We start from the raw sequence: 22,533 nt of genomic DNA, 5'->3' as shown, positions 1-22,533 counted from the left end.
GGCCGCAGACGGCGCCCGCATCCGCTCGATGGCTTCGTATTGCGACCGTCGCTGCAATCTCGTCGTCTCGCACTCAGCCGCGCGACAGGCGCCACCACCCCGAACCATCAGGCCCGGACAAGGTCGCATCTCTATTCCTGCGGGTATTGCGGGGAGGCGGAGAGGTATTGGACGTTGCGCGTCCATCGCCAAAAGTTTTCGCTGCAGACGGCTTCCGCCAGATGGGTGTCCTACCCATCTTTTCGTCGGTGCCGGAGATTTCCGTTAAATGCAGGAACAGACCATGGCGCATCAGTTCGACGATTTTTCCCTCGAAATTCTGATGAAGAACAGGGCTTGGAGTTTCGGCAACCTTGATACGAAAGCGGTGGTCTCGCCAAGGCTTACCCTGCGATCCGGCGGCCATCTGCAGGACTACTCGCACCCAAACGAGAACGCCTGGAGAGTGAAGGCGGGCGCTGTCGAGTTTCTCAATCAGGACGGTGCTGTTTCCACCCGGTTCGATCGCATAAGCGAGAACGACGGCAAGTATACGATGGAAGGACGGTTTCGCCTCGGCGGTACAGGAGAAACCCACTATCTGCAGGACTGCGGAGAAATCGCACGGCCTTTGAACCGGACAGCACTCGTCGTTCCCATCCACGACGCCTATTTCATGTATGGCATCAACCTTCTCTACCAGAGCGTCGGTTCCGACTACGACATCGTCTTTGTGTTCTCGACCGATGCTGACCGTCGGGCTTTTGCAACGATGCACCAGCCATCGGCGTCCCTTTATTACCATGCGATCGTCCTCGACGATCATTTTACCGGCGGCGCAATCTCTGTCGTCGCCGATCGCAAGACGTGGCCGACGGTTAAGAAGTTTCTCGCTCTCTCGCTGGTTCACAAGTCCTACGACTACATCCTCTGCGTCGATGCCGAGACCTTCATTCTCCGGCCGACCGGATGGACGGCGGCGGCGGAGCAGGTCGTTTCGCAGGCCCGTTGGTATGCCGGATTGCTGACGCAAAAACACGCGGCTGAACGCAACATCATGCACGCCTCGTCGATGGCGCTATCGCCGCATGCAGAACACGCCGATATCCAGGCGATATCGCGCAACTGGGGATTCTATAGCTGGTGGTGGGATATTCCGGTCTACGCAGCCGGAAGCGTTTCCGGATTTCTGAACTGGATGGAGTGGGACACCAGCCTGCAATTCGTCGAAAGGTTTGCCCATAACCTCTACGATCACATCACCTACCAGTTCTACATGGGGCTGCACGGCGGCTTCTCGTTCGTCCCGGTGGAAGGGATCGCCCATTCGCTCGAGTTCAAGCCGGCTGCCATGGTCGGCAGGGTTCACCGCGAAATCAATCCCGTGCGGTGGGCAAATGCCTTTGCCTACGCGCAGGACCCGGATTTCTTCAGGGAAAACGACTATCTCGCGATCTACCACATTGATCGCAAATCCTTCCCGCAGTTCGAGCTGGCTTGAACGGCGGCTGGCGATCATGCCTGATCGGAGCCGGTCTGCTTAATCACCCCATCCCGGGAGCGGTCCTGAGTGCCATCAGTCGCGACCGGAGGCTGCCGTACTGGTAGACTGCCCGCAAAAGCTGCCTTGCCAGATAGATGGCGAGCTCGCTTTCTTCGGAGCTGACGCTTTAGGTCTCCCGCGCTTGTATCTCCGCGTCGTCGTTGATCACGATGCGGGCGCCGCCCGCTATGCCCGGGTGCTCGCCGTTCATGGGCGTGAATGTGTTGAGGGCAGCGATGCGGCTCTGCAGGCCTTCGCCGTCGGCGCCGATATCGTTGCAGAGATGCTCGAGCATGTGGCGGACCAGCACTGCCGAGGCCACGTAAAGCCCCACCGCATGACACTGGACCGCCTCCTCGATTGTCCCCATGAGGCTGGGCGGAAGAGTGTTCCCGGAGAACACAAGGACTTCCGGCCGGTGAACGGAACGGCCTCCCTCGCTGTCCGAAAACGCCGAGATGACAGCATGGCACTCAGGGTTGGGGCACTGTCGAAGTCCGGCATAATAGATGACGGCTCCCGGCTGCGAACCGCTGCTCTCGCCGTAGGACCACTGAAGATCCGGCACTCGGGAAAATCCCAGCATCACATTCCGATGGCCGCATGCAGGGCAGCATATGTCCGCAAGCCAGCTCCCGACCGGGGCTTGGACGCCTTCAACGAAATGCATGGGTGAACGATCTTTGTATAGTTTTAAAGACTGAGAAAATGGTGCCGCTTAGAGGACTCGAACCTCTGACCCCATCATTACGAATGATGTGCTCTACCACCTGAGCTAAAGCGGCAATCGCGGCGTCTGGGACAGCCTTCGATGTGCATGCGGCTGATACAGTCTCTGGAACGAGATTTCAAGCGCTCTGTTGGCAGATCGCCAAAAAACCGTCACAGGCCGTTTCACCGTAGCAGTCGGGCGCGCGCCTGCCGGTATTCCCGCTCCAGACGGTCGACGAGATCCCGCACGGGGACGACGGCATCGATTGCGCCGATGCCTTGTCCCGATCCCCAGATGTCCTTCCAGGCCTTGGCGCCCGAGCTTGCCTGTTCGAAGTCCATTGTCGCGGCATCCCCGGGCAGGTTGTCGGGATCAAGCCCGGCGGCGAGGATCGAGGCTTTTAGATAGTTGCCGCTGACCCCGGTAAAGTAGCTGGAGGTGACGATGTCGGCCGCTTTGCCATCGACAATTGCCTGCTTGTAGGTGCTGCTCGCCCGGGCCTCCTCGGTCGCGATGAAAGGCGAGCCGATATAGGCCATGTCGGCGCCCATCGCCTCGGCCGCGAGAATGCCGCCGCCTGTCGAGATGGCGCCGGCGAGAAGCAGCGGGCCGTTAAACCATTGCCGGATTTCCTGGATGAGCGCAAAGGGCGACAGCGACCCCGCGTGGCCGCCGGCACCCGCTGCCACCGCGATCAGGCCATCCGCGCCCTTGGCGATCGCCGAGCGGGCGTGGCGCAGGGTCGTGACATCGTGGAGCACGATGCCGCCATAGGAGTGGACGGCCGCATTGACCTCCGGCACCGCCCCCAGCGATGAGATGACGATGGGTGTCTTGTATTTCACGCAGAGCGAGAGGTCGTGCTCCAGCCGCCGGTTGGACTTATGGACGATCTGGTTGACGGCGTAGGGCGCGGCTAGCTGATCGGGATGGGCAGCGTCGTGTGCAGCCAGCGTCTCGGTGATTTCAGCCAGCCATTCGTCCAGAAGACTTTCCGGGCGGGCATTGAGGGCCGGAAAGCTGCCGACGACGCCTGCCTTGCACTGCGCAAGTGTCATCGTCGGGTGGGAAATGATGAAAAGCGGCGATGCCACGACCGGCAGGCGCAGGCCGCGCGTCAGGATCGGTGGAAGCGCCATTGGCAAGCTCCTGTGCTCACTGGCGCCGATAAATGCGCCACGTGTTTGCTATCAGGTTCGGATCAGCGGGAAAAGTCGCTTTCCGATCAGGGCGGCGATGCTGCCACCGCCCTTGATGATGGCTGAAGCGCCGCTATCTTTGAGCAAATACCGTGGTAACCTGTCTTATCCCCGGTCTAATGGCATCTGCATTGTGCCGACCCTTGCGTATCGCCGGACAGGGCATTACCGATTCCTGCCAGTCATTTGTCAGGATTGCATGGCGTCGCCAGTCAGAGTGAAGGACCGGATGTGAGCGGATTAGAAACGGCCATCAGAAGCGCCCTGGAGCGATCCGAGCGCGACAACCCCGAGGTCCGGGCTCGCGTTTACCAGTCTGCCCGCCAGGCGCTGGAAGCCGGCCTGCGCAAGCAGGACATAACCGACGTCGAAACGGTTGCCGCCCAGCGCCAGCGTCTGGAGCTGACCATCCGTGCGATCGAGGGCGAGGAACGGGCGAGACTTCGCGAGGCTGCCGTTGTACAGCCGGCTGCCGAGCCCATCCCGGCTGCCCCGCGACCCTCCGAGCCTGTGCCGGAGCCTGCAAGGCCGGTGGTGCAGCCGGCTTCACGGCCGGTCGCTGCCCAGTCCACTCCCGCGTCCATGGCAGCTCCCCGGCCTGCGCCGATTTCCCCAGCCGCAGCGCCACCGCTCGGCGCCGCAGTGCGGCCCGAGGCGACACAGCAGCCGGGACGCATGGAGCCCGGAATGGAGTTGCGCGGCGAGACGCGCGGTGCCGATACGTCTTCTTCCGGTCACTCGGACGAAGGTGACCTCGGCGGCATCCATGCCGGTCCCGGCGATCACCTGGCAGCCGAACCCGGCGCCTACGAGGAGTCGGCGATGGCGGCGCCGTCGCGCAGTATGGATTTCAAGCCGGAGCGGGCGGTCAGCCGTCGCAAGCCGCGCAAGTTCTTTTCCCGCCTGCTGGTGTTTTGCATCGTCGTTGCCTTTCTCGGCATCGGTGCCTGGTGGGTAAAAACCTCGGGCGTGCTGCTGACAGCAGCGCAGCGTGATACCAGCGTTCGCAACCAGCCAGCACAGATCACCCCCGAAGGCGAAGATGCCAACGACAACAACGCCGATCTCGACTCCGGCAGCAATGCCGGGCTGGCGACGATCGATCCGCAGGACCGGTTCTCGGCCGACTGGATACAGATCTTCGGGCCGACCGATGCCGCAAAGGCTGTCAGCGGCATACAGGCGAAGATCGAAAACGCCTCGGAAAATGAAGGTCCGACAGTCCGTCTGACCTCGCAGTCGCCCGACACGACCGGCAATGTCGCGATCCCCGTTCCATCGGCTACCTTGCAGAAGCTCTCAGGCAAGCCGGCAACGGTTGCCATGACGCTGCAGGCGATCTCGGATGCACCGACACAGATTACCGTCGAATGCAGTTTCGGTACCTATGGCGGTTGCGGCCGGCACCGGTTCGATGTGACGCGCCAGAAGTCCGATGCGCTGTTCCAGCTGCGTTTCAACAAGCCGCTGCCGGCTGATGCTTCCGGCAATCTCGTATTCAATACGGATGTCGACGGCAAGTCGACCGGCGTCAATATCTACGCCATCCGCGTGCTTCCTGGAAACGAGGCGCCCTGAGGCGCACTCTTAGTCATCATTTGAGAAAACCCGGTCCCGAGCCGAGGATCTTCCCATCGATTTCGCCGATAGCGTCGTTATCCTTGCCGGGATAGTCCAGCGTCGAAAGTATGTGCCGGATCAGGTTGAGACGGGCGCGACGCTTGTCGTTGGCGTGGAGAACGGTCCACGGCGAATAGTCCGTGTGGGTTTCCTTCAGCATCCGGTCGCGCTTTTCGCTGTAGTCGTCCCACTTGTCGAGGGCGGCGATATCCATGGATGACAGCTTCCAGACCTTGCGCGGATCGTGGCGCCGGTCGTGAAAGCGTTTCAGCTGCATTTCCCGGCCGATGTCGAGGTAGAACTTGAAGAACATGATGCCCTCATGCTCGACGATTTTCTCCATCTGCGGCGCCTGGTGAAGGAACTGCTCGTACTGCTCCGGCGTGCAAAACCCCATCACCGGCTCGACCCCGGCGCGGTTGTACCAGGAGCGGTCGAACAGGACGAATTCGCCCGATGTCGGGAATTGGTCCACGTAACGCTGGAAATACCATTGTCCGGCTTCGCGGTCGTTCGGCTTGCTGAGTGCCACGACCCGCGCGAGGCGTGGGTTCATGTGGGCGGAGGTCGCAAAGATCGCACCGCCCTTGCCGGCAGCATCCCTGCCTTCGAAAATCGCCATGATCCGCTTGCCCGTCGCCTGCAGCCAGAACTGTACCTTCACGAGTTCGATCTGAAGCGCTTTCAGATCGTCCATGTATTCGCTGCTTTTCAGCTTTTTCTTATAAGGAAAGTGGCCGGACGACAGCGCCTTGTCTGCAACCCAGTCGGGCAGAACGGGGTCGTCGACGTCGAAGATACGCCGTTTGCCGTGCAGCCCCAGCTCGACCACACGGCTTTCGACTTCGTCTCCCATAGATCCTCCTCGGGCCCTTGGCCTGTATTTGCCATTAGGGGCTCAGTTTGTAAAAATTATAAACCGGCTCAGAAGACACATATTTACCGTGTCATTTCAAGCCTTCCGCCGACTATGACTGGCGAGGGAGCCCAACGGTTCCACGACTGTGGATAGTGCTGAAAACTTCTGTCATGAATTTGCTATATCAGTCCGAGTCTTAGACGTGTGGACGTAGAATCGGACCGGCGGCGTTGGAAGAGAATACATCAATTTTAAATCGGCTCGGGCAGCGCTTGAGGCAGGAAAGAGCGATCCTGATTCTGGCCGTGCTGGTTGCCTTGCTGGCCATGGCGGAGGGTACCGACGTGGTGGCCATCCTCGCCGTGCTGCTGGTCGTGGTTGCCGTTGCCCTGCTGCGCGCACCCCTGGTGGCGCGCAGGGCGCAGCCGGCGAAAGTCGAGCCGGCGCCGGTAGATCTGGCGGCAGTCCTGAGGCCGATGACCGCAGGCCTGGCTGGTCTCGACATGCCAGTTCTGGTGCTGGATCGCGAGGCGTCGGTGTTCTATCAGAACCCTGCTGCAGAGCGGGCGCTCGACCTGTTCCCGATTGGCGCCCACCTGTCGGCAAAGCTGCGCTCGCCCGGCATTCTCGACATGGTGCGGGAAACGATTGCCACCGGCGTGCCCAACCAGATCGAGCATTCCGAGCGTCTGCCGTCGGAGCGTGTCTTCATCGTGCGGATTGCGCCTGTCGAGCTGGCGCTCTCCGATCTCGGCAACCAGACATTCTTCCTGCTGTCGTTCCGCGATGTCTCGGAGTTGCGTCATATCGACCGCATGCGGTCGGATTTCGTCGCCAACGCCAGCCATGAGTTGCGCACGCCATTGGCCTCGCTGCGCGGCTTCATCGAGACCATCCAGGGGCCAGCGCGCAACGATCCCAAGGCGCAGGAGCGCTTTCTGGCGATCATGTTCGATCAGGCGACCCGCATGAGCCGGCTGGTCGACGATCTCCTGTCGCTGTCGCGGCTCGAGTTGAAGTCCCATCTGGCGCCGGACCAGAAGGTCGATCTCGTGCCGCTGCTTGGCCATGTGCGCGATGCGCTGGTGCCGCTGGCGATGGATCTCGATGTTACTATCAACCTGCATATGCCATCAGGCAAGGCGGAGGTGACCGGTGATCGCGACGAGCTGGTGCAGGTGTTCGAAAACCTGATCGAGAACGCCTGCAAGTACGGTCAGGAGGGCAAGCGCGTCGACGTGACGTTGCGCAACAAGCCCGGCGAGCCTGTGGAGGTCACCGTGTCCGATAGCGGCGGCGGCATTCCGGCCGAACACGTGCCGCGCCTGACCGAGCGGTTTTATCGCGTCAGCGTCGAAAACAGCCGGTCCAAGAAGGGCACAGGCCTCGGGCTCGCCATCGTCAAGCACATCCTAACCCGTCACCGGGCCAGGCTGATCGTCAAATCCGAAGTCGGCCGCGGCACGGATTTCACGGTACGCTTCTGAATAACCTGGTGGCGCTTTGTTCGGGGCTGTGAAAATTGAATTAATTCAATGATTTCGATTGTCATAATTGTTTCATTGGCCTGACATAAAAGGGCGAGCATTAGGCCGATATCAAAAAGGGCCTCGAAAAGGCGAAACGCGTTGCCGTCGCCGCGCCGAGCAGACCTACGTTCCGTGACGCCTTTCAATTGAGGATAGAAAATGGTTTCGACACACATTCATTCCGCCTACGACGAAGATTTGAAATTCCTGACGCGGCGCATCTCCGAGATGGGCGGCCTTGCCGAGCAGATGGTCGGTGAATCCGTCCGCGCGCTGGTCAATGGCGATGTCGGGCTGGCTCAGAAGGTCATCTCCGACGATACGATCCTCGATCATGCCGAGCGCGAAGTCGGCGACAAGGCGATCCTGACGATTGCCCGCCGCCAGCCGATGGCTGCTGACCTGCGCGAAATCATGGGCTCGATCCGGATCGCCGCCGATCTGGAACGCGTCGGCGACCTCGGCAAGAACACGGCCAAGCGCGTTATCGCCGTGCAGGGCACCGGCGTACCGCGCAGCCTGGCGCGCGGCATCGAGCATCTGTCCGAGCTGGCGCTCGTCCAGTTGAAGGAAGTTCTCGACGTCTACACGACCCGCTCGCCTGACAAGGCGGTCTCCATCCGCGAGCGCGACGAGGAAATCGACGCGATGTACACCTCGCTGTTCCGCGAGATGCTGACCTACATGATGGAAGATCCGCGCAACATCACCACCTGCACGCATCTGCTGTTCTGCGCCAAGAACATCGAGCGCATCGGCGACCACGCCACCAACATCGCCGAGACGATTTTCTACATGGCGACCGGTGCATTGCCCGAGGGCGACCGCCCGAAGGACGATACTGCCAACACCGTCGGCGCCATGACGGAATAGGCCTGAAGGGTTTTTGAAGGAGAGCGGGCCCCATGGTTCCGAGAGTTGCCGTCGTAGAAGATGAAGAAGCGCTGAGCGTGCTGCTGCGCTATAACCTTGAAGCAGAAGGTTTCGAAGTCGATACGATCCTGAGGGGCGATGAAGCCGAGATGCGCTTGCAGGAGCGCATTCCGGATCTCCTGATCCTCGACTGGATGCTGCCGGGTGTGTCCGGCATCGAACTTTGCCGCCGCCTGCGCATGAAGCCGGAGACCGAACGTCTGCCGATCATCATGCTGACGGCGCGTGGCGAAGAGAGCGAGCGCGTCCGGGGTCTTTCCACCGGCGCAGACGACTATGTCGTCAAGCCGTTCTCGACGCCGGAACTGATGGCCCGCGTCCGCGCCATGCTGCGCCGCGCCCGCCCGGAAGTGCTGTCCAGCGTGCTTCGCTGCGGCGACATCGAACTCGACCGCGAGACGCACCGGGTTCATCGCAAGAGCCGCGAGGTCCGCCTCGGCCCGACAGAATTCCGGCTGCTGGAATTCCTGATGGCATCGCCAAGCCGTGTGTTTTCCCGCTCGCAGCTGCTCGACGGCGTCTGGGGCCATGACATCTACGTCGACGAACGCACCGTCGACGTGCATGTCGGCCGACTGCGCAAGGCCCTGAACTTCTCCAACATGCAGGACGTCATCCGCACCGTGCGCGGCGCCGGCTATTCCATGGAAGTCTGAGGCTGGAGTGCAGGCGCCGATGATCTGGTGCCGGTGCCATCCAGTCAGTGCATTTAGCGGGCTGACACTACTAGGGTTGGCAATCATGCATTGCCAGCCATCTGCCCGGGGTCATACCGAAGGCGGCCCGGAAATGGCGGGTAAAATGTGCCTGATCGGCAAACCCCGCTTCTGCCGCGGCTCCGGCAAGGCCATAGCCGGCACCTAGCAGGCGCTTGGCTCGGTCAAGGCGGCGCATGACGAGATAACGGTGCGGACTGGTGCCGAAGGCTCGCCGGAACTGCCGCGACAGTTCGTAACGGTCCAGACCGCTGATCGCCTCCAACGTTTCGGAACTGACACCCTCCTCGCAATGTTCGGTCAAAAAATCACGCGCCAGCAGAACAGCTGGACGATCGATTCTCGTGGGTGCTTTCCTCGGGTCGTCGGCCTGTTGGAAGAGTCCCGCCGTCAGCCGCGCAACCGCGTCGTCCATCGCCAGATCGTTCGGCGCATGGTCGAGATCCGAAAGGACGTCCGCCAGCGCAGACAATAGGCCAGCGTCAGTCACGACGGGATCGCGGACGAACGGCAGGGCCCGATTGCCCGCCTCGAGGAGGCCGACCAGCGCGGGCGGCAAATAGAGCATCCGGTAAATCAGTCCGTCGTCGGTGCCTGCCGCGCCATCGTGGACTTCATCGGGATGCAGCACGATCACGTTGCCGGGACGGCTGAAGCGCTCCGCGCCGCGATAGCGGAACGTCTGGACACCACGGAGGGTCAGACCCAGTGCATATGTGTCATGTCGGTGCGGCGAAAAGCCGTTGCCGTGGAAGCGCGCTTCCATGCGCTCGATGCCGTGGCTGGAGGCGGCGATGCTCAATCCGTCGCGAAAACCGCTCTTGCACGAACGTTCAAGACCGAGGGCATGGGCAGGCGCTATTCGATCGGTTCTTTCGATGCCTTCCATGGAGTTCTTGTACATGTTCGATACCAAAATCGCGATTGTCATCCGCCATGACCTCGCTACCTGGCAGAAGCTCAACGTCACGGCCTTCCTTGTGAGCGGGATCACTGCCCAGTCGCCGGAAATCATCGGCGAAACATACCGGGATGCTCTCGGCCATGTCTACAATCCCATGAGCGTTCAGCCGATGGTCGTGCTTGTGGCGGATCAGGACGTGCTAAGGACTATCCACAAGCGCGCGCTGGAACGCCAGGCGCGAGTATCGGCCTATATCGAAGAAATGTTCGCGACAGGTCACGATGCCGCCAACCGGGCTGTATTCCTCGAGTTCGGTCCCGATACCGCCAGGCTGGTCGGCATGGCGCTGCGGGCCGAAAAGAAGATCGTGGACAAGATCGTCAAAGGTGCGAGTTTGCATCCCTGACACGTTTCTGGGCCATCAAAACCTGAAACGCAAAACGGGCCTCGCGGCCCGTTCTTTGTTGTCGTTTTTACCCGGCTTAGCGGGCGGCGCGGCGGCGCTCGTGAACTGGCTGGTACGCCAACTTCTGGTGGTATGTGCAGTAGGGAGACTGATCTGGCGATTCATGACCGCAGAAGTGAAAGTCGTCCTTCAGTGGGTCGCCGACCGGCCACTTGCAGGTGCGTTCCGTCAGGTCCGTCAGACCAATGCGGCGGGCGACCGGCGCGATGGCATTCGAGGATGGGCGGAACTGCACGGGTGCCGTTGCGTCTAGCTCGGCATCTTCCTTGACCATCGTTGCGCCTTCGGCACGAACCGTCGAGCGCGGAGCGGCAGGGCGGGCGCCAAAGGTAGTTGGCCGGGCCGGAGCGACGTTACGCTTGGTGGAGCGCGCCGTGGACGATGTGCCGCCGGCCTTTGCTCGGCCTGGCAGGCAAAGTCGATGCACCTTGCCGATGACAGCGTTACGGCTGACGCCGCCGAGCTGCGCCGCGATCTGGCTGGCGCTCAATCCTTCGGCCCATAATTTCGTGAGCCTTTCGACGCGCTCGTCCGTCCAATTCATGCTTGTCTCCGACTGCGTTCATGATGGCGGAATCCTTCGCCATTGCCTCGAATGCTATCGAGGCACAAAACGCTCTTAAATTGTGGTGACTAGGTCCGCCGCATTGCAGTCTAGTAATCAAGATTTAACCTAGTGTGAGGCTGACTCCGTGACAAGAGTCGCGGGAATCGCGGGGAATCGATTTCCAAGTTTTCCCCAACTTGCTGCCTACTGTGGTATTTCTGCAATAGCCTTAGTGCCCTTCTCCAGACCCTCACGATATGGCTTTTGCCGCAAGGTTAAAATCAACTATTCGTTGACTAATCCACTGTTTGTTGACATGGTTCCGCGGAACGACAATAGTGCCCAGGCCGCCGCAAGGCGGCATTTTTCATTGCCGACGGCGGCGTTGCAGGACAACAGCCGTCACGTCCTGATCGATCGAAGGAATTGCGCCATGGCCGAAGCCGCGCCACTCTACGACACCTATATGCGCGCGCCCCTGCGGTTCGAGCGAGGCGAGGGCGTATGGCTGATCACGGAAACGGGCGAGCGCTATCTGGACTTCGGCGCCGGCGTCGCCGTGTCGTCGCTCGGTCATGGACATCCGCACCTTGTCGAAGCGCTGAAGACGCAGGCTGAAAAAGTCTGGCACCTGTCGAACCTCTATGAGGTCCCGGGCCAGGAAATGCTTGCCAGGCGGCTGACCGACGCGACCTTCGCCGACAAGGTGTTTTTCACCAATTCCGGTGCCGAGGCGCTCGAATGCGCCATCAAGACGGCACGCCGCTACCAGTATTCGAAGGGCCATCCGGAAAAATTCCACATCATCACCTTCGAAGGCGCCTTCCACGGCCGGACCCTGGCGACGATCGCTGCCGGCGGCCAGGAAAAATACCTCGAAGGCTTCGGCCCGAAGGCCCCCGGCTTCGATCAGGTTCCGTTCGGCGACCTCGAGGCCGTCAAGGCGGCGATCTCGGATGCCACTGCAGCGATCCTCATCGAGCCGGTGCAGGGCGAGGGCGGCGTTCGCCCGGTTGCCAAGGAGTTCATGCGTTCGCTTCGCGAACTCTGCGACGAGCACGGCCTGCTGCTGATCCTCGACGAGGTCCAGTCCGGCGTCGGTCGCTCCGGCAAATTCTTCTCCCACGAATGGTCTGGCATCACGCCTGACATAATGGCCGTGGCGAAGGGCATCGGTGGCGGCTTTCCGCTCGGTGCGTGCCTCGCCACCGCAGAAGCCGCCTCCGGCATGAAGGCGGGATCCCACGGCTCGACCTATGGCGGCAATCCGCTGGCGATGGCCGTCGGCGGCGCGGTGCTGGACGTCATCCTGGCTGAAGGCTTCCTGCAGCATGTCAACGACGTCTCCCTGGTCTTCCGCCAAGGGCTGGCATCGCTCAAGGACCGTTATCCCGACATCATCGAAGAGGTGCGCGGCCAGGGGCTGCTGCTCGGTATCAAGGCGGCGATCCCGGCTGGCGAACTGCTGCATGCCATCCGTGCCGAACACCTGCTGGGGGTTCCCGCCGGCGACAACGTCATTCGCCTGCTGCCGCCTCTCATCGCCACTGCCGAAGACGCCCGCGAAGGTCTCGCCCGCATCGAGCGTGCCGCAGAAGCATTGCGCGCCCAGAAATCCCGCAAATCGGCTTGAATTCTACGTCCGTGGGTTCCGGGCTTCGTGCCCGCCACGGGCGTTTTCATTTTTGGAGCAAAGCTAGACATGGCCTCCCCGAAACACTTCCTCGACCTCTCGACTGTTGCGTCGGGCGACCTGCGCAAGATCCTCGACGACGCCATCCTTCGCAAGAAGGCGACCAAGGACGGCACTGCCGGCCGGCCGCTGGAAGGCAAGATGCTGGCGATGATCTTCGAAAAACCCTCGACCCGCACCCGCGTCTCCTTCGATGTCGGCATGCGCCAGCTCGGCGGCGAAACGCTGTTTCTGTCCGGCACCGAAATGCAGCTTGGCCGGGCCGAGACCATCGGCGACACCGCCAAGGTGCTGTCGCGCTATGTCGATGCCATCATGATCCGCACCACCCAGCATTCGCGCATGCTTGAGATGGCCGAGCACGCCACCGTGCCCGTCATCAACGCGCTCACGGACGATACCCATCCCTGCCAGGTGATGGCCGATATAATGACCTTCGAGGAGCATCGCGGCCCGATCAAGGGCAAGACGGTCGCCTGGACGGGCGATGGCAACAACGTGCTGCATTCGCTGATTGAGGGCTCGGCCCGGTTCGGCTATCGCATGAATATGGCGGTGCCCCTTGGCTCGGAGCCGAGCGATCACTATTTGAACTGGGCCCGCAATCAGGGCGCCGAAGTCATGCTCACCCATGAAGCCGAACGTGCGGTTAATGGCGCCGATTGCGTGGTGACCGATACCTGGGTTTCCATGAACCAGGAGCACCGGGCCCGTGGTCACAACGTCTTCCAGCCCTACCAGGTCAATGCCGCTCTGATGGCAGAGGCCGGAAAGGATGCGTTGTTCATGCATTGCCTGCCTGCCCATCGCGGCGAGGAGGTGACGGATGACGTGATCGACGGCCCGCAATCCGTTGTGTTCGACGAGGCGGAAAACCGTCTCCATGCGCAGAAGTCCATTCTTGCGTGGTGCCTGGGCGCGATCTGAGATCAACCAAGCCGCCGTTGCAAACGGTGGCTGCCGTGGCGCGATCCGCCCGGCAGCAAGGAGTAGACCCATGGCAGACAGTGCAGCAGCGCTGGGAGAGTTCGGTTATGCCGGCGACGATCACGTTGTGCCGTTCCAGGTGGAGAGCCTGGATGTGCGCGGCCGTGCCGTCCAGCTCGGCCCGATGCTCGACACCATCCTGGAGCGCCACCATTATCCGGCCCCCGTGGCCCGGCTGCTGGCCGAAACCATCGTGCTAACGGTGCTGCTCGGCACGTCGCTGAAGTTCGAGGGCAAGTTCACCGTGCAGACCAAGGGCGATGGCCCGGTCGACCTGCTGGTGGCCGATTTCTCGACGCCTGAAAATGTCCGCGCCTACGCCCGCTACGACGAGGAGGCATTGGCCGCAGCGGTCAAGGCCGGCCAGACCGAGCCGGAGCAGCTGCTCGGCAAGGGCATCCTCGCCTTCACCATCGACCAGGGGCAATATTCGCAGCCCTATCAGGGCATCGTGCCGCTCGACGGCTCGTCGCTGGAGGATATCGCCGGGGTCTATTTCCGCCAGTCGGAGCAGATCCCGACCCGCGTGCGCCTGGGTGCTGCCGAACTGTTCGACCGCGACGAGGCCGGCAAGCCGCGCCATCGCTGGCGGGCCGGCGGCGTCATTGCCCAGTTCCTGCCCGATGCACCGGAGCGCATGCGCCTGCCGGACCTGCATGGCGGCGACGGCGACGAGAACGCGGTCGACCACACCGACGACGATGCCTGGGCCGAGGCCCGTTCGCTGCTGGAAACGGTGGATGCCGACGAGCTGACCGATCCGCTGGTTGGCACCGAGCGGCTGCTTTACCGGCTGTTCCACGAACGCGGTGCGCGGGTCTACGCGCCTCAGGCGGTCTTCGATCGCTGCAGCTGCTCGCGCGACAAGATCAAGGGCGTGCTGCAGGGGTTCTCCGCCCAGGAAATGGCCGAGAGCGAGGAAGACGGGCTGATTTCGGTGACCTGCGAGTTCTGCTCGACCACCTACCGCTACGAGGCGGCCGAGATCCTGGCAAAGAGCTGAGTGATGCCGGCGCCGTCTTCGGACGGCGTCAGTTCAGCGTCCGCATCAGGCCCGGCGAATCCAGCGAGAAGGCGGGGATATCGACTTCGAACGTCTCGCCCTCGTCGTTCTCCATCGAGTAATGGCCGAACATCATGCCGGAGGGCGTGTCGAGCGGGCAGCCGGAGGAGTATTCGTAGGTGTCGCCCGGATTGAGCTGCGGCTGCTCTCCAACGACGCCGGGACCGGTGACTTCGTCGACCTGTCCGTTCTGGTCTGTGATGTGCCAGTAGCGCGTGATCAGCCGCACCGCAGTGGCCGAGTGGTTGGAAATGACGATCCGATAACCCCAGACATAGCGGCTGTCTTCCGGGTCGGATTGCTCCTCCAGATAGAACGGCTCGACGATCACTTCGATATCTCGTGTAAGGGCGCGGTACATCCCAGCCACCTTGAATGAATTTGGTTACGATATCCTATAGGCTTCAACCTCGGTCAAGGAAGCGAAGGTGAATATGTGCCCAAATGGGAAGGCTGATGCGGCCTTTTGAATATTAAGGGTAATATCTTCAGTTAATAGCTTTCGGCGCAATGCGCAGAAGGCGCTGCCCGCCTGGGCCGGGCAGCGTTGCAAGACATGCGATCAGGCCGATACCTTTGCCAGCGCCTGGGCAAAATCCTCGATCAGGTCGTCGGTGTCCTCGATGCCGGCCGAGAAGCGCACCGTGCCCGGCGAGATGCCGAGTTCGGCGCGAGCCTCGTCAGTGAGGTTCTTGTGGGTGGTGGTTGCCGGATGGGTGATCAGGCTCTTGGCATCGCCGAGATTGTTGGAGATCGTGATGATATCCAGCGCGTTCTGCAGCGCGAAGGCCGCCTCCTTGCCGCCCTTCAGCTCCAGGCAGACCAGCGTCGAGCCGCCGGTCATCTGCTTGGCAATGATATCGGCCTGCGGATGGTCCTTGCGACCGGGATAGATGACCTTGGCGACCTTGCTCTGGTCGGCGAGGAAGTCGGCGATACGGCTGGCATTTTCGGTCTGCTGCTTGACGCGCAGCGGCAGGGTCTCGATGCCCTTCAGCAGCGTCCAGGCGGTGAACGGCGACATGGCAGGGCCGGTGTGGCGGTAATAATCCTGCAGGTGCTCATCGACCCAGGCCTTGTCCGACAGGATGACGCCGCCGAGCGAGCGGCCCTGGCCGTCGATGTGCTTGGTGGCCGAGTAGACGACGATATGGGCACCGAGTTCCAACGGCTTCTGGAAAAGCGGTGTCGCAAAGACGTTGTCGACCACGACCTTGGCGCCGATCTGGTTGGCAAGCCTGGCGACGCCGGCAATGTCCACCACCTCGAGGGTTGGGTTTGTCGGGCTTTCCAGGAACAACACCTTGGTGTTCGGCCGGATGGCCTTTTCCCAGTTGGCGAGATCGCGACCGTCGACCAGCGTGCATTCGATGCCGTAGCGCGGCGCCAGCGTCTCGACGACCCAGCGGCAGGAGCCGAACAGCGCGCGGGCGGCCACGATATGGTCGCCGGCTTTCACCTGGCAGAGAATGGCGGCTGAAACGGCGGCCATGCCTGAAGCCGTCGAGCGTGCCTCCTCGGCACCTTCGAGCATGCACATGCGCTTTTCGAACATGTCGTTGGTCGGGCTGCCGTAGCGGGCGTAGATAAAGCCCTCGGTCTCGCCCTTGAAGCGGGCTTCGGCCGCTTCCGAGGTGTCGTAGACGAAGCCCTGTGTCAGATAGATTGCTTCGGATGTCTCGCCGAACTGCGAGCGCAGCGTGCCGCCGTGAACGAGTTGCGTTGCGGGGCGCCAAGTCTTGGTCATGCCATCACCACCTTCGTGATACAAAAAAACCGGTCGCACAAGCAGACCGGTTTTCAACCCGGTCTTTTTAGCTACTTATTTAACGTGGCTGCAAGCCGACCGGCCAAATCACCACGGGATAAGACTGCAATACTTCCGTTGGCCGCTTGCGTCAATTCCCTGCATTTGGTTTTGTCTGCGGCAAAACAAGGCCCGTATATGGTTTTGTCTGCGACAAGACAAGGATTGAGCAGATGGCTCGCGACACTGGAATCTTGGCGGATCGCGCCATTGCCGCCCTCTTCGAGGTCGGCCGGCTGAAGACGGAGAAGGATCTCGACTTCGATCAGATCCAACCGGCGAGCCTCGATCTCAGGCTCGGGGCCAAGGCCTTTCGCGTCCGCGCCAGCTTCATGCCTGGCCCAGCGAACCTCGTCTCCGACAAGCTCGACAGGCTCAGCCTTCACGTCATCGACCTGACCGAAAGCGCCGTCCTCGAGACCGGTTGCGTTTATATCGTGCCGCTGATGGAGCAACTTGACCTTCCCCAGGACATGTCGGCCTCGGCCAACCCGAAGAGCTCGACCGGCCGCCTCGACATCTTCACCCGCGTCATCACCGACTACGCCCAGGAGTTTGACAAGATACCGGCCGGTTATTCCGGCCCACTCTACCTCGAAATCTCGCCGCGTACCTTCCCGATCGTCGTGCGCCGCGGCTCGCGCCTGTCGCAGATCCGCTTCCGGATCGGCCATGCGATGCTGTCCGAGCCGGAACTGCTGGCGCTGCACGAGACCGAGACGCTGGTCGCCAGCAAGAAGCCGAACGTCACAGGCGGCGGCATTGCTCTGTCGATCGATCTCACCGGCGACCGGGACGGCCTGATCGGCTATCGCGGCAAGCACCACACGGCTGTCGTCGACGTCGACAAGAAGGCCCAGCACGACATCTTCGACTTCTGGGAACCGCTCTACAGCCGAGGCCGCACCGAACTCATCCTCGACCCGGACGAATTCTACATCCTCGTTTCGCGCGAGGCGGTGCATGTGCCGCCGGACTATGCCGCCGAGATGACCCCCTACGACCCGCTGGTCGGCGAATTCCGCGTCCACTATGCCGGCTTCTTCGATCCCGGCTTCGGCCATGCGCCGGCCGGCGGGCGCGGCAGCCGGGCGGTGCTCGAAGTCCGCAGCCACGAGGTGCCGTTCATCCTCGAGGACGGCCAGGTCGTCGGCCGCCTCGTCTACGAGCACATGCTGGAACTCCCGGCCAGCCTCTACGGCACCGGCGCCGGCTCCAACTATCAGGCGCAGGGCCTGAAACTCTCCAAGCATTTCCGCTTGTAACCAGCAATCCCGACCGGCCATTCCATCTTGACAGCCTGGCCGAACTGTTGGAAGGCTTCGCGCCGTGCGGGTGTAGCTCAATGGTAGAGCAGCAGCTTCCCAAGCTGAATACGAGGGTTCGATTCCCTTCACCCGCTCCAACTCCACGCTTCCATATAGTGATCGCCATTTAAGACGCCATATTTCTTCGGGCGGCATGGCAGAGCCATCAACCTTTGGCTTCTCCTACCTCCAGGGGCCGATCTCCAAATATTCGAGCTATCTTGTTGTTGAGAAATCGCGGGGTGCGAAGTTCATCCTCGGTGTGACCATGCGCCACGAGGTAGCGCCACCAATTGTTACAAAGGGATTGAAATGTATTTTGCGCTAACTTAGCGACATTGGTGCCGCTATGTACGTGCGAAAATTGCCAACCTGACGGGACATCTTCATTGCCTTCCACCCAATCAATTCGAACCTCTCCGCCTTGCCAATCCCGTGCCTCGTAACGTGAGTGCTTCGAAGTGTTTGCTATTGCGTCGCACATCGCTTGCTCAGGGATCATTTGATGAAGATTGGCCCAAAAGAGAGTGTCGGAGAATTCTTCCCTTTTATCTCTTGCCGCCCTCTTTTTTGCGCTTTGCACCCATTGGCCTAGGCTCCATGAAGCAATGCTTACATTTATAGCTGCGTAAGCGAGGGGCTGGCGTTCATCTGGATAGCTGCACTGTATATCTCTGAATACTTCGACATCCCATACCAACTTTTCCCACATAGAAACTGGGTCTTTGATCAGCGCAGTGTGTGTGGTGGGCGGAATACCCGCATCCTTTGGGCGAGATGGCGACAAGTGGAATTTTTCCTTTTGCAGTTACGATGATTTGATAATGCGCATGCTCTGCGGGTCTAGAGCAGAAATATCGGTTAGAGTAATGGCAGAATCAGCGTGGTTGTTAAGAGTGAGGTGCGGCGCCCAATCAATTATTTAAAGCGAGAATTTTGAGATGAATACTAAAATTTTAATTTGGTAGCGGGAAGAGACGCTTTATTAAACGGCCCTTATGCTCTGGACAGAGATTTTGGTCATACCGCTTTCACCGCAAAAAACCTTCTCAAACTTGACATCCCTGCTGCAATAAACTGTAGATACCAAGGATTTTATTCCTCTTGGCGTCTTTACGAATGTTAACACTTCGATTAACCTCGCGCGTGGACGGGGACGGGACGCCTCGATCTCAAGGCCAGGCGACGATGCTGTCACACGATCAGATATGGAGTGCAATCGACGGGCTTGCCGAGCGGCATGACCTGACGCCCTCCGGCCTCGCGCGTCGTGCAGGTCTCGACCCCACCTCGTTCAATAAATCCAAACGACTGAGTGCCGATGGCCGCCAGCGCTGGCCGTCGACGGAATCCATTGCCAAGGTGCTCGATGCAACAGGGGCCAGCGTCGAGCAGTTCATGGGATTGTTGCGGCCCGGGTCCGTACCATCAGGCATGCCGGACGGTGCCTTTCCGCCGCAGGCCGGCTCTATTCCGCTGCTGGGCTTTGCGCAGGCAGGAGCAGGCGGCTTTTTCGACGATGGCGGCTTTCCGGCCGGGCAGGGCTGGGATGTTGTCGAGTTCCCGGCGACCCCGGCGCAAAAAGCTGGCGTCTACGCGCTCGAAGTGCAGGGCGACAGCATGATGCCCCTTTATCGCGATGGCGACGTGCTGATCGTCGAGCCCGGTGCGCAGGTCCGGCGCAACGACCGCGTGGTTGTTAAAACGCGTGATGGAGAGGTCATGGCCAAGGTTTTGCTGCGCCAGAGCCCGAAGTCGATCGAGCTGCTGTCGCTCAATCCGGCCCATCCCAACAGAAGCATCGAGCTTGTCGATGTGGAGTGGATGGCGCGGATTATCTGGGCGAGCCAATAGGAAAGTTGTCTTGATGCGTTCCCCCACTCTGCTGACCGGTGTCACCGGCGCCGTGGCCGTCATGGTCCTGGTCTACGTCGGGCTGACGGCGATGAACCTGCAGCCGCACATCACCTTCGGCGATCCGGCAACGCGGGTGGCCAGCCTGGACAAGCCTCCGGAGAGGCCGTCAGCACCGCAGGCGGCGACATCGGCGCCTGAACCTTCGGCATCATCAACAGTCGCAGAGCCGCCTGCTACTCCCCTTGCGTCGGCGCCGACAGTGCAAAGTTCTGACAATTCCGCTGCGCGGGAGACGCCGGCCGCTTCTCCGCCGGCAGCCCCCGCCGAGTCCCCCGTGGCGCCAGCGCCTGTGTGGCCATCGATCCCGGCTCTACCTTCCGAAATGCCGTCGCCGCCCGCCGCTGCGGTGGTGCCGCCTGCTCCCCCGATCGTGGCGGCGACATCTCCGCAACCGACAAATCCTGAGCAGGGCGCGACCAACCAAATGCCTCCTTCGCCAGTGCCCGCGTCGCCCAGCGCTCCCGCTGTCGCATCATTGCCGCCCGCTGCCCCGGTAACCGCCACGCCGAAAGAGGTGACGAGCCCGGCGGCATTGCCGGACCGGACGCCGCCGGTTGCCATGGCCGAACCCCCGTCTTCACCGGTGGAAGATAGCGCTATTGCCGACAGAATGGCGCCGCCGCCGATGCCTCCGTCCTCTCCGACCCCGCCGACACCCCCGGTGCCGCTTGCAGCCTCGGTTCCGACGCCGCTGACGAGACCGCAGCCGCCGACGGAAAAACTTGCCAGCGCCGCGCCTCTGCCTTCGGATGACAAGGACGCGGCCGCATCTTCGGGCAAGCAGGCACCGCCGACGCAATCTGCCGCGCTGGCACCGCAGCCGGAGCGGCCGGGAGGCGACGCTGTCGGGGCTCCGCAATCGAATGCGGACCTGAAGCCGATCGATCTCTCCCGTCCTTTTGCCGAGCGCGCCGGCATCCTCACCGTCGGCGGCAGGAGCGTGCAGCTTGCCGGCATTGTGCCAACCGATCCGGCACGCAGCTGTACCGGCCCGAATGGCAAGGAATGGCCGTGCGGCACGCTGGCCCGTACTGCGCTCCGCTCCTTCTTGCTTGGCAGGACCATCACCTGCGACGTGCCCGACCCAGAGTGGAAAGGCTCGATCACGGCAGATTGCCGGTTTTCGAGGGTGAATATCGGCGACTGGCTGGCGCGCAATGGCTGGGCCGAAGTGGCCGCAGGCTCGCCGTTTGCCGGTGCCGCGGACGAAGCCCGCAAGGCCGGCCGTGGCGTCTATGGCAACGATCCGCGCAAAAAGCATCAGTCGACACTGGCGCCCGAGCCGCCGAAGGAAGATCCGCTCAATCCCATCTGACGCCGGAAGCTACTGTCGGCCATCAGGGATTTTATCCCAACCCTTGTTATCGCTGGCGTGACTTCCTACTCTCGGGGAAGCTTAGAGGGACACATATTATGAATGCACAGCTTTCCGCCCAGGACGCCCTGATCTACGTCATGGTCATGGCTTCAGCCGTCGACCGTACCATGAACGACCGGGAGCTGGGCCGGATCGGCGAGCTGATCGAGGCATTGCCGGTTTTCAAAGGCTTTGATGAGGATCGCTTGATCGCCGTATCGCGTGATTGCGCGACCTTGCTCTCGGGCGCCGAGGGGCTGGACATCGTGCTGGAGACGATCCGCGACGCCGTGCCGCCCCGCCTCTACGACACCGCATACGCGGTCGCAGTCGAGGTCGCCGCTGCTGATCTTTCGGTGACTGCCGAAGAGCTACGGTTGCTTGCGATGCTGCGCGACCGGTTGCAACTCGACAAGCTCACCTGCGCTGCAATCGAGCGCAGCGCCATTGCCCGCTACCGTAAGGCCTGATCCAAGCCTAATAGAGGCTGGTCGGGAAATAGCGTCGATAGATTTCCTGAAGCCGACCGTTGCGCGATAACGTCGCCAGCGCGTGGTTTATGGCTGCCGTCAGATCGGTATCCTGCTGACGCAGCATGACGGTCATCCCCTCGCCGAGAAACTGTTGCGAAAGATAGGGGCCGTCGAACAGGGTGCAGCATTTCTCTGCCGCAGGCGATGTTGTCCAGAAGGACAATTGCAGCCCGTCGGCAAAGGCCGCATCCACCGAACCGCTTTTCACGGCTGACAAAAGCTGCGCGCTGTCGTCGAATTCTACAGCCGTGATGGCCGGAAAGAAGGCCTTAAGCATCGCTGCATGCGCTGTTGCCTTGATCACGCCGACGCGCTTGCCCGAAAGCGCCGCCGCCGTAGTTCCGGGGAGGTCGGCTTTGAGATTGCGGACGAAGCGCGCCGGCAACATCAGATAGGGCCTCGAGAAAGCGAACTGGTTTCGCAGATCCGCTGTCACGGCGATGCCGGCGAGCACGGCGTCGCCCTGCGATGCGGCAAGCGCCTGGCGAAGTTCGCCGAACGGCAATGCCTGGATCTGGCATCTGTCGGCAATTGCCAATTCTGCGCAGATTTCGCGAGCGAGATCGACATGGAAGCCGGCAAGCTTTCCGGACTGGTCCAGAAAATTGAAAGGCGGGAAGTCGGTTGCCGTCAGAAAACGCAGGCGAACCAGCGACGAAAGATCGGGTTTTGGCAATCGCTCACGGGAATCGAACAGTATCGGCAGGTTGCCAACAGGCTTTTCGTCGGCAAAGGTTGACTGCTGCATGAGAAAAGATGAAAATATCGCGCATACCGTGTAAAAACCCCTTAAATTGAGGGGTGATTTAAACCTGCGCATGATTATCATCCAAGGCTAAGCGGCGTGGGGCGTTGCATTGCG

General features: G+C 61.4%; 23 protein-coding genes, 2 tRNA genes and 1 riboswitch. Of the genes, 14 read left to right on the top strand and 11 right to left on the bottom strand.

What is annotated here, in order from left to right; genetic code table 11:
• Positions 1 to 268 precede the first annotated feature (268 nt).
• Entirely contained in the window at positions 269 to 1,480 is a 1,212-nt protein-coding gene (locus tag J5278_RS16840) for a hypothetical protein (RefSeq protein WP_209182753.1), read from the top strand.
• Between the two features lie 169 nt (positions 1,481 to 1,649).
• On the opposite strand, the gene J5278_RS16835 is transcribed toward J5278_RS16840, so the two are convergent.
• The 3 genes from J5278_RS16835 to J5278_RS16825 form a co-directional block, all read right to left on the bottom strand.
• Positions 1,650 to 2,090 (bottom strand): hypothetical protein, encoded by a 441-nt coding sequence (locus J5278_RS16835; protein WP_219258290.1) that lies wholly within the window; start codon positions 2,088 to 2,090, stop codon positions 1,650 to 1,652.
• Between the two features lie 141 nt (positions 2,091 to 2,231).
• A tRNA-Thr gene (locus J5278_RS16830) sits at positions 2,232 to 2,307 on the bottom strand.
• A 109-nt stretch (positions 2,308 to 2,416) separates the two neighbouring features.
• Positions 2,417 to 3,373 (bottom strand): nitronate monooxygenase family protein, encoded by a 957-nt coding sequence (locus J5278_RS16825; RefSeq protein WP_209182755.1) that lies wholly within the window; start codon positions 3,371 to 3,373, stop codon positions 2,417 to 2,419.
• A gap of 291 nt (positions 3,374 to 3,664) precedes the next feature.
• Here J5278_RS16825 and J5278_RS16820 point away from each other — a divergent pair, with 291 nt between their 5' ends.
• Complete coding sequence (locus J5278_RS16820) at positions 3,665 to 5,011, top strand: hypothetical protein (protein WP_209182756.1); 1,347 nt, start codon at positions 3,665 to 3,667, stop codon at positions 5,009 to 5,011.
• 16 nt (positions 5,012 to 5,027) lie between these two features.
• On the opposite strand, the gene ppk2 is transcribed toward J5278_RS16820, so the two are convergent.
• Positions 5,028 to 5,909, bottom strand: coding sequence for a polyphosphate kinase 2 (ppk2, locus tag J5278_RS16815; protein WP_209182757.1), 882 nt, complete (start codon positions 5,907 to 5,909; stop codon positions 5,028 to 5,030).
• A gap of 275 nt (positions 5,910 to 6,184) precedes the next feature.
• Here ppk2 and phoR point away from each other — a divergent pair, with 275 nt between their 5' ends.
• From phoR to phoB, 3 genes are all read left to right on the top strand, one after another.
• The gene (gene phoR, locus J5278_RS16810) at positions 6,185 to 7,399 is read left to right on the top strand and encodes a phosphate regulon sensor histidine kinase PhoR (protein ID WP_374108244.1); all 1,215 of its coding nucleotides are present in this window, start codon (positions 6,185 to 6,187) and stop codon (positions 7,397 to 7,399) included.
• 201 nt (positions 7,400 to 7,600) lie between these two features.
• Entirely contained in the window at positions 7,601 to 8,314 is a 714-nt protein-coding gene (phoU, locus tag J5278_RS16805) for a phosphate signaling complex protein PhoU (protein WP_111216598.1), read from the top strand.
• A 32-nt stretch (positions 8,315 to 8,346) separates the two neighbouring features.
• Positions 8,347 to 9,030, top strand: a complete 684-nt coding sequence (gene phoB, locus J5278_RS16800) for a phosphate regulon transcriptional regulator PhoB (RefSeq protein WP_111216600.1) — start codon at positions 8,347 to 8,349, stop codon at positions 9,028 to 9,030.
• Positions 9,031 to 9,100: 70 nt separating this feature from the next.
• On the opposite strand, the gene J5278_RS16795 is transcribed toward phoB, so the two are convergent.
• The gene (locus J5278_RS16795) at positions 9,101 to 9,979 is read right to left on the bottom strand and encodes an AraC family transcriptional regulator (protein WP_247748965.1); all 879 of its coding nucleotides are present in this window, start codon (positions 9,977 to 9,979) and stop codon (positions 9,101 to 9,103) included.
• A gap of 13 nt (positions 9,980 to 9,992) precedes the next feature.
• On the opposite strand from J5278_RS16795, the gene J5278_RS16790 reads away from it, so the two are divergent.
• Positions 9,993 to 10,400 (top strand): DUF2000 family protein, encoded by a 408-nt coding sequence (locus J5278_RS16790; protein WP_209182759.1) that lies wholly within the window; start codon positions 9,993 to 9,995, stop codon positions 10,398 to 10,400.
• A 76-nt stretch (positions 10,401 to 10,476) separates the two neighbouring features.
• Here the strand turns inward: J5278_RS16790 and J5278_RS16785 are convergent, their stop codons facing one another.
• The gene (locus J5278_RS16785; RefSeq protein ID WP_142823938.1) at positions 10,477 to 11,004 is read right to left on the bottom strand and encodes a GcrA family cell cycle regulator; all 528 of its coding nucleotides are present in this window, start codon (positions 11,002 to 11,004) and stop codon (positions 10,477 to 10,479) included.
• Positions 11,005 to 11,440: 436 nt separating this feature from the next.
• On the opposite strand from J5278_RS16785, the gene J5278_RS16780 reads away from it, so the two are divergent.
• The 3 genes from J5278_RS16780 to J5278_RS16770 all read left to right on the top strand — a co-directional run bounded on the left by J5278_RS16780 (position 11,441) and on the right by J5278_RS16770 (position 14,690).
• Entirely contained in the window at positions 11,441 to 12,640 is a 1,200-nt protein-coding gene (locus J5278_RS16780) for an aspartate aminotransferase family protein (protein ID WP_209182760.1), read from the top strand.
• A 69-nt stretch (positions 12,641 to 12,709) separates the two neighbouring features.
• Positions 12,710 to 13,627 (top strand): ornithine carbamoyltransferase, encoded by a 918-nt coding sequence (gene argF, locus J5278_RS16775; protein WP_209182761.1) that lies wholly within the window; start codon positions 12,710 to 12,712, stop codon positions 13,625 to 13,627.
• A gap of 70 nt (positions 13,628 to 13,697) precedes the next feature.
• A complete protein-coding gene (locus J5278_RS16770) occupies positions 13,698 to 14,690 on the top strand; it encodes an Hsp33 family molecular chaperone (RefSeq protein ID WP_209182762.1) in 993 nt (330 codons plus the stop codon).
• Between the two features lie 28 nt (positions 14,691 to 14,718).
• Here the strand turns inward: J5278_RS16770 and apaG are convergent, their stop codons facing one another.
• Together apaG and J5278_RS16760 are read right to left on the bottom strand one after the other, a co-directional pair.
• Entirely contained in the window at positions 14,719 to 15,111 is a 393-nt protein-coding gene (gene apaG / locus J5278_RS16765) for a Co2+/Mg2+ efflux protein ApaG (protein WP_209182763.1), read from the bottom strand.
• A 201-nt stretch (positions 15,112 to 15,312) separates the two neighbouring features.
• Positions 15,313 to 16,497, bottom strand: coding sequence for an O-succinylhomoserine sulfhydrylase (locus tag J5278_RS16760; protein ID WP_209182764.1), 1,185 nt, complete (start codon positions 16,495 to 16,497; stop codon positions 15,313 to 15,315).
• A gap of 46 nt (positions 16,498 to 16,543) precedes the next feature.
• Positions 16,544 to 16,622, bottom strand: a riboswitch (SAM riboswitch).
• A 108-nt stretch (positions 16,623 to 16,730) separates the two neighbouring features.
• Between J5278_RS16760 and J5278_RS16755 the strand changes: the two genes are divergently transcribed.
• Both J5278_RS16755 and J5278_RS16750 read left to right on the top strand, forming a co-directional pair.
• On the top strand, positions 16,731 to 17,822 hold the full coding sequence (locus J5278_RS16755; protein WP_209182765.1) for a 2'-deoxycytidine 5'-triphosphate deaminase: 1,092 nt from the start codon (positions 16,731 to 16,733) through the stop codon (positions 17,820 to 17,822).
• Between the two features lie 66 nt (positions 17,823 to 17,888).
• Positions 17,889 to 17,962: transfer RNA gene (locus tag J5278_RS16750), tRNA-Gly, on the top strand.
• Between the two features lie 68 nt (positions 17,963 to 18,030).
• On the opposite strand, the gene J5278_RS16745 is transcribed toward J5278_RS16750, so the two are convergent.
• Positions 18,031 to 18,651 (bottom strand): hypothetical protein, encoded by a 621-nt coding sequence (locus J5278_RS16745; protein ID WP_209182766.1) that lies wholly within the window; start codon positions 18,649 to 18,651, stop codon positions 18,031 to 18,033.
• 401 nt (positions 18,652 to 19,052) lie between these two features.
• Here J5278_RS16745 and J5278_RS16740 point away from each other — a divergent pair, with 401 nt between their 5' ends.
• The gene (locus J5278_RS16740) at positions 19,053 to 19,718 is read left to right on the top strand and encodes a helix-turn-helix transcriptional regulator (protein ID WP_209182767.1); all 666 of its coding nucleotides are present in this window, start codon (positions 19,053 to 19,055) and stop codon (positions 19,716 to 19,718) included.
• A gap of 72 nt (positions 19,719 to 19,790) precedes the next feature.
• Here the strand turns inward: J5278_RS16740 and J5278_RS16735 are convergent, their stop codons facing one another.
• On the bottom strand, positions 19,791 to 20,342 hold the full coding sequence (locus J5278_RS16735) for a hypothetical protein (RefSeq protein WP_209182768.1): 552 nt from the start codon (positions 20,340 to 20,342) through the stop codon (positions 19,791 to 19,793).
• Between J5278_RS16735 and J5278_RS16730 the strand changes: the two genes are divergently transcribed.
• Positions 20,341 to 21,096: a thermonuclease family protein gene (locus tag J5278_RS16730; protein WP_209182769.1), complete on the top strand. Its 756-nt coding sequence runs from the start codon at positions 20,341 to 20,343 to the stop codon at positions 21,094 to 21,096. The two genes, J5278_RS16735 and J5278_RS16730, sit on opposite strands and share 2 nt — an antisense overlap.
• Positions 21,097 to 21,194: 98 nt before the next feature.
• Positions 21,195 to 21,608 carry a tellurite resistance TerB family protein gene (locus tag J5278_RS16725; RefSeq protein WP_142823946.1) on the top strand — a complete coding sequence of 138 codons (414 nt, stop codon included), beginning with the start codon at positions 21,195 to 21,197 and terminating at the stop codon, positions 21,606 to 21,608.
• A gap of 7 nt (positions 21,609 to 21,615) precedes the next feature.
• Here J5278_RS16725 and J5278_RS16720 read toward each other — a convergent pair whose 3' ends face one another.
• The gene (locus J5278_RS16720) at positions 21,616 to 22,494 is read right to left on the bottom strand and encodes a transporter substrate-binding domain-containing protein (protein ID WP_374108285.1); all 879 of its coding nucleotides are present in this window, start codon (positions 22,492 to 22,494) and stop codon (positions 21,616 to 21,618) included.
• Positions 22,495 to 22,533 lie beyond the last annotated feature (39 nt).

The sequence above is a fragment of the Rhizobium sp. B21/90 genome (genome assembly GCF_019355815.1).
Classification (GTDB): Bacteria; Pseudomonadota; Alphaproteobacteria; order Rhizobiales; family Rhizobiaceae; genus Rhizobium; species Rhizobium rhododendri.
This window is presented reverse-complemented; position numbering and strand designations above follow the sequence as displayed.

What these genes read in the sequence shown, in the direction of transcription:
- J5278_RS16840 (WP_209182753.1), top strand. Translation starts at nt 269, where the DNA reads ATGCAGGAACAGACCATGGCGCATCAGTTCGACGATTTTTCCCTCGAA.
- J5278_RS16825 (WP_209182755.1), bottom strand. Translation starts at nt 3,373, where the DNA reads ATGGCGCTTCCACCGATCCTGACGCGCGGCCTGCGCCTGCCGGTCGTG.
- ppk2 (WP_209182757.1), bottom strand. Translation starts at nt 5,909, where the DNA reads ATGGGAGACGAAGTCGAAAGCCGTGTGGTCGAGCTGGGGCTGCACGGC.
- phoU (WP_111216598.1), top strand. Translation starts at nt 7,601, where the DNA reads ATGGTTTCGACACACATTCATTCCGCCTACGACGAAGATTTGAAATTC.
- phoB (WP_111216600.1), top strand. Translation starts at nt 8,347, where the DNA reads ATGGTTCCGAGAGTTGCCGTCGTAGAAGATGAAGAAGCGCTGAGCGTG.
- J5278_RS16795 (WP_247748965.1), bottom strand. Translation starts at nt 9,979, where the DNA reads ATGGAAGGCATCGAAAGAACCGATCGAATAGCGCCTGCCCATGCCCTC.
- J5278_RS16790 (WP_209182759.1), top strand. Translation starts at nt 9,993, where the DNA reads ATGTTCGATACCAAAATCGCGATTGTCATCCGCCATGACCTCGCTACC.
- J5278_RS16785 (WP_142823938.1), bottom strand. Translation starts at nt 11,004, where the DNA reads ATGAATTGGACGGACGAGCGCGTCGAAAGGCTCACGAAATTATGGGCC.
- J5278_RS16780 (WP_209182760.1), top strand. Translation starts at nt 11,441, where the DNA reads ATGGCCGAAGCCGCGCCACTCTACGACACCTATATGCGCGCGCCCCTG.
- argF (WP_209182761.1), top strand. Translation starts at nt 12,710, where the DNA reads ATGGCCTCCCCGAAACACTTCCTCGACCTCTCGACTGTTGCGTCGGGC.
- J5278_RS16770 (WP_209182762.1), top strand. Translation starts at nt 13,698, where the DNA reads ATGGCAGACAGTGCAGCAGCGCTGGGAGAGTTCGGTTATGCCGGCGAC.
- apaG (WP_209182763.1), bottom strand. Translation starts at nt 15,111, where the DNA reads ATGTACCGCGCCCTTACACGAGATATCGAAGTGATCGTCGAGCCGTTC.
- J5278_RS16760 (WP_209182764.1), bottom strand. Translation starts at nt 16,497, where the DNA reads ATGACCAAGACTTGGCGCCCCGCAACGCAACTCGTTCACGGCGGCACG.
- J5278_RS16755 (WP_209182765.1), top strand. Translation starts at nt 16,731, where the DNA reads ATGGCTCGCGACACTGGAATCTTGGCGGATCGCGCCATTGCCGCCCTC.
- J5278_RS16740 (WP_209182767.1), top strand. Translation starts at nt 19,053, where the DNA reads ATGCTGTCACACGATCAGATATGGAGTGCAATCGACGGGCTTGCCGAG.
- J5278_RS16730 (WP_209182769.1), top strand. Translation starts at nt 20,341, where the DNA reads ATGGCCGAACCCCCGTCTTCACCGGTGGAAGATAGCGCTATTGCCGAC.
- J5278_RS16735 (WP_209182768.1), bottom strand. Translation starts at nt 20,342, where the DNA reads ATGGCAACCGGCGGCGTCCGGTCCGGCAATGCCGCCGGGCTCGTCACC.
- J5278_RS16725 (WP_142823946.1), top strand. Translation starts at nt 21,195, where the DNA reads ATGAATGCACAGCTTTCCGCCCAGGACGCCCTGATCTACGTCATGGTC.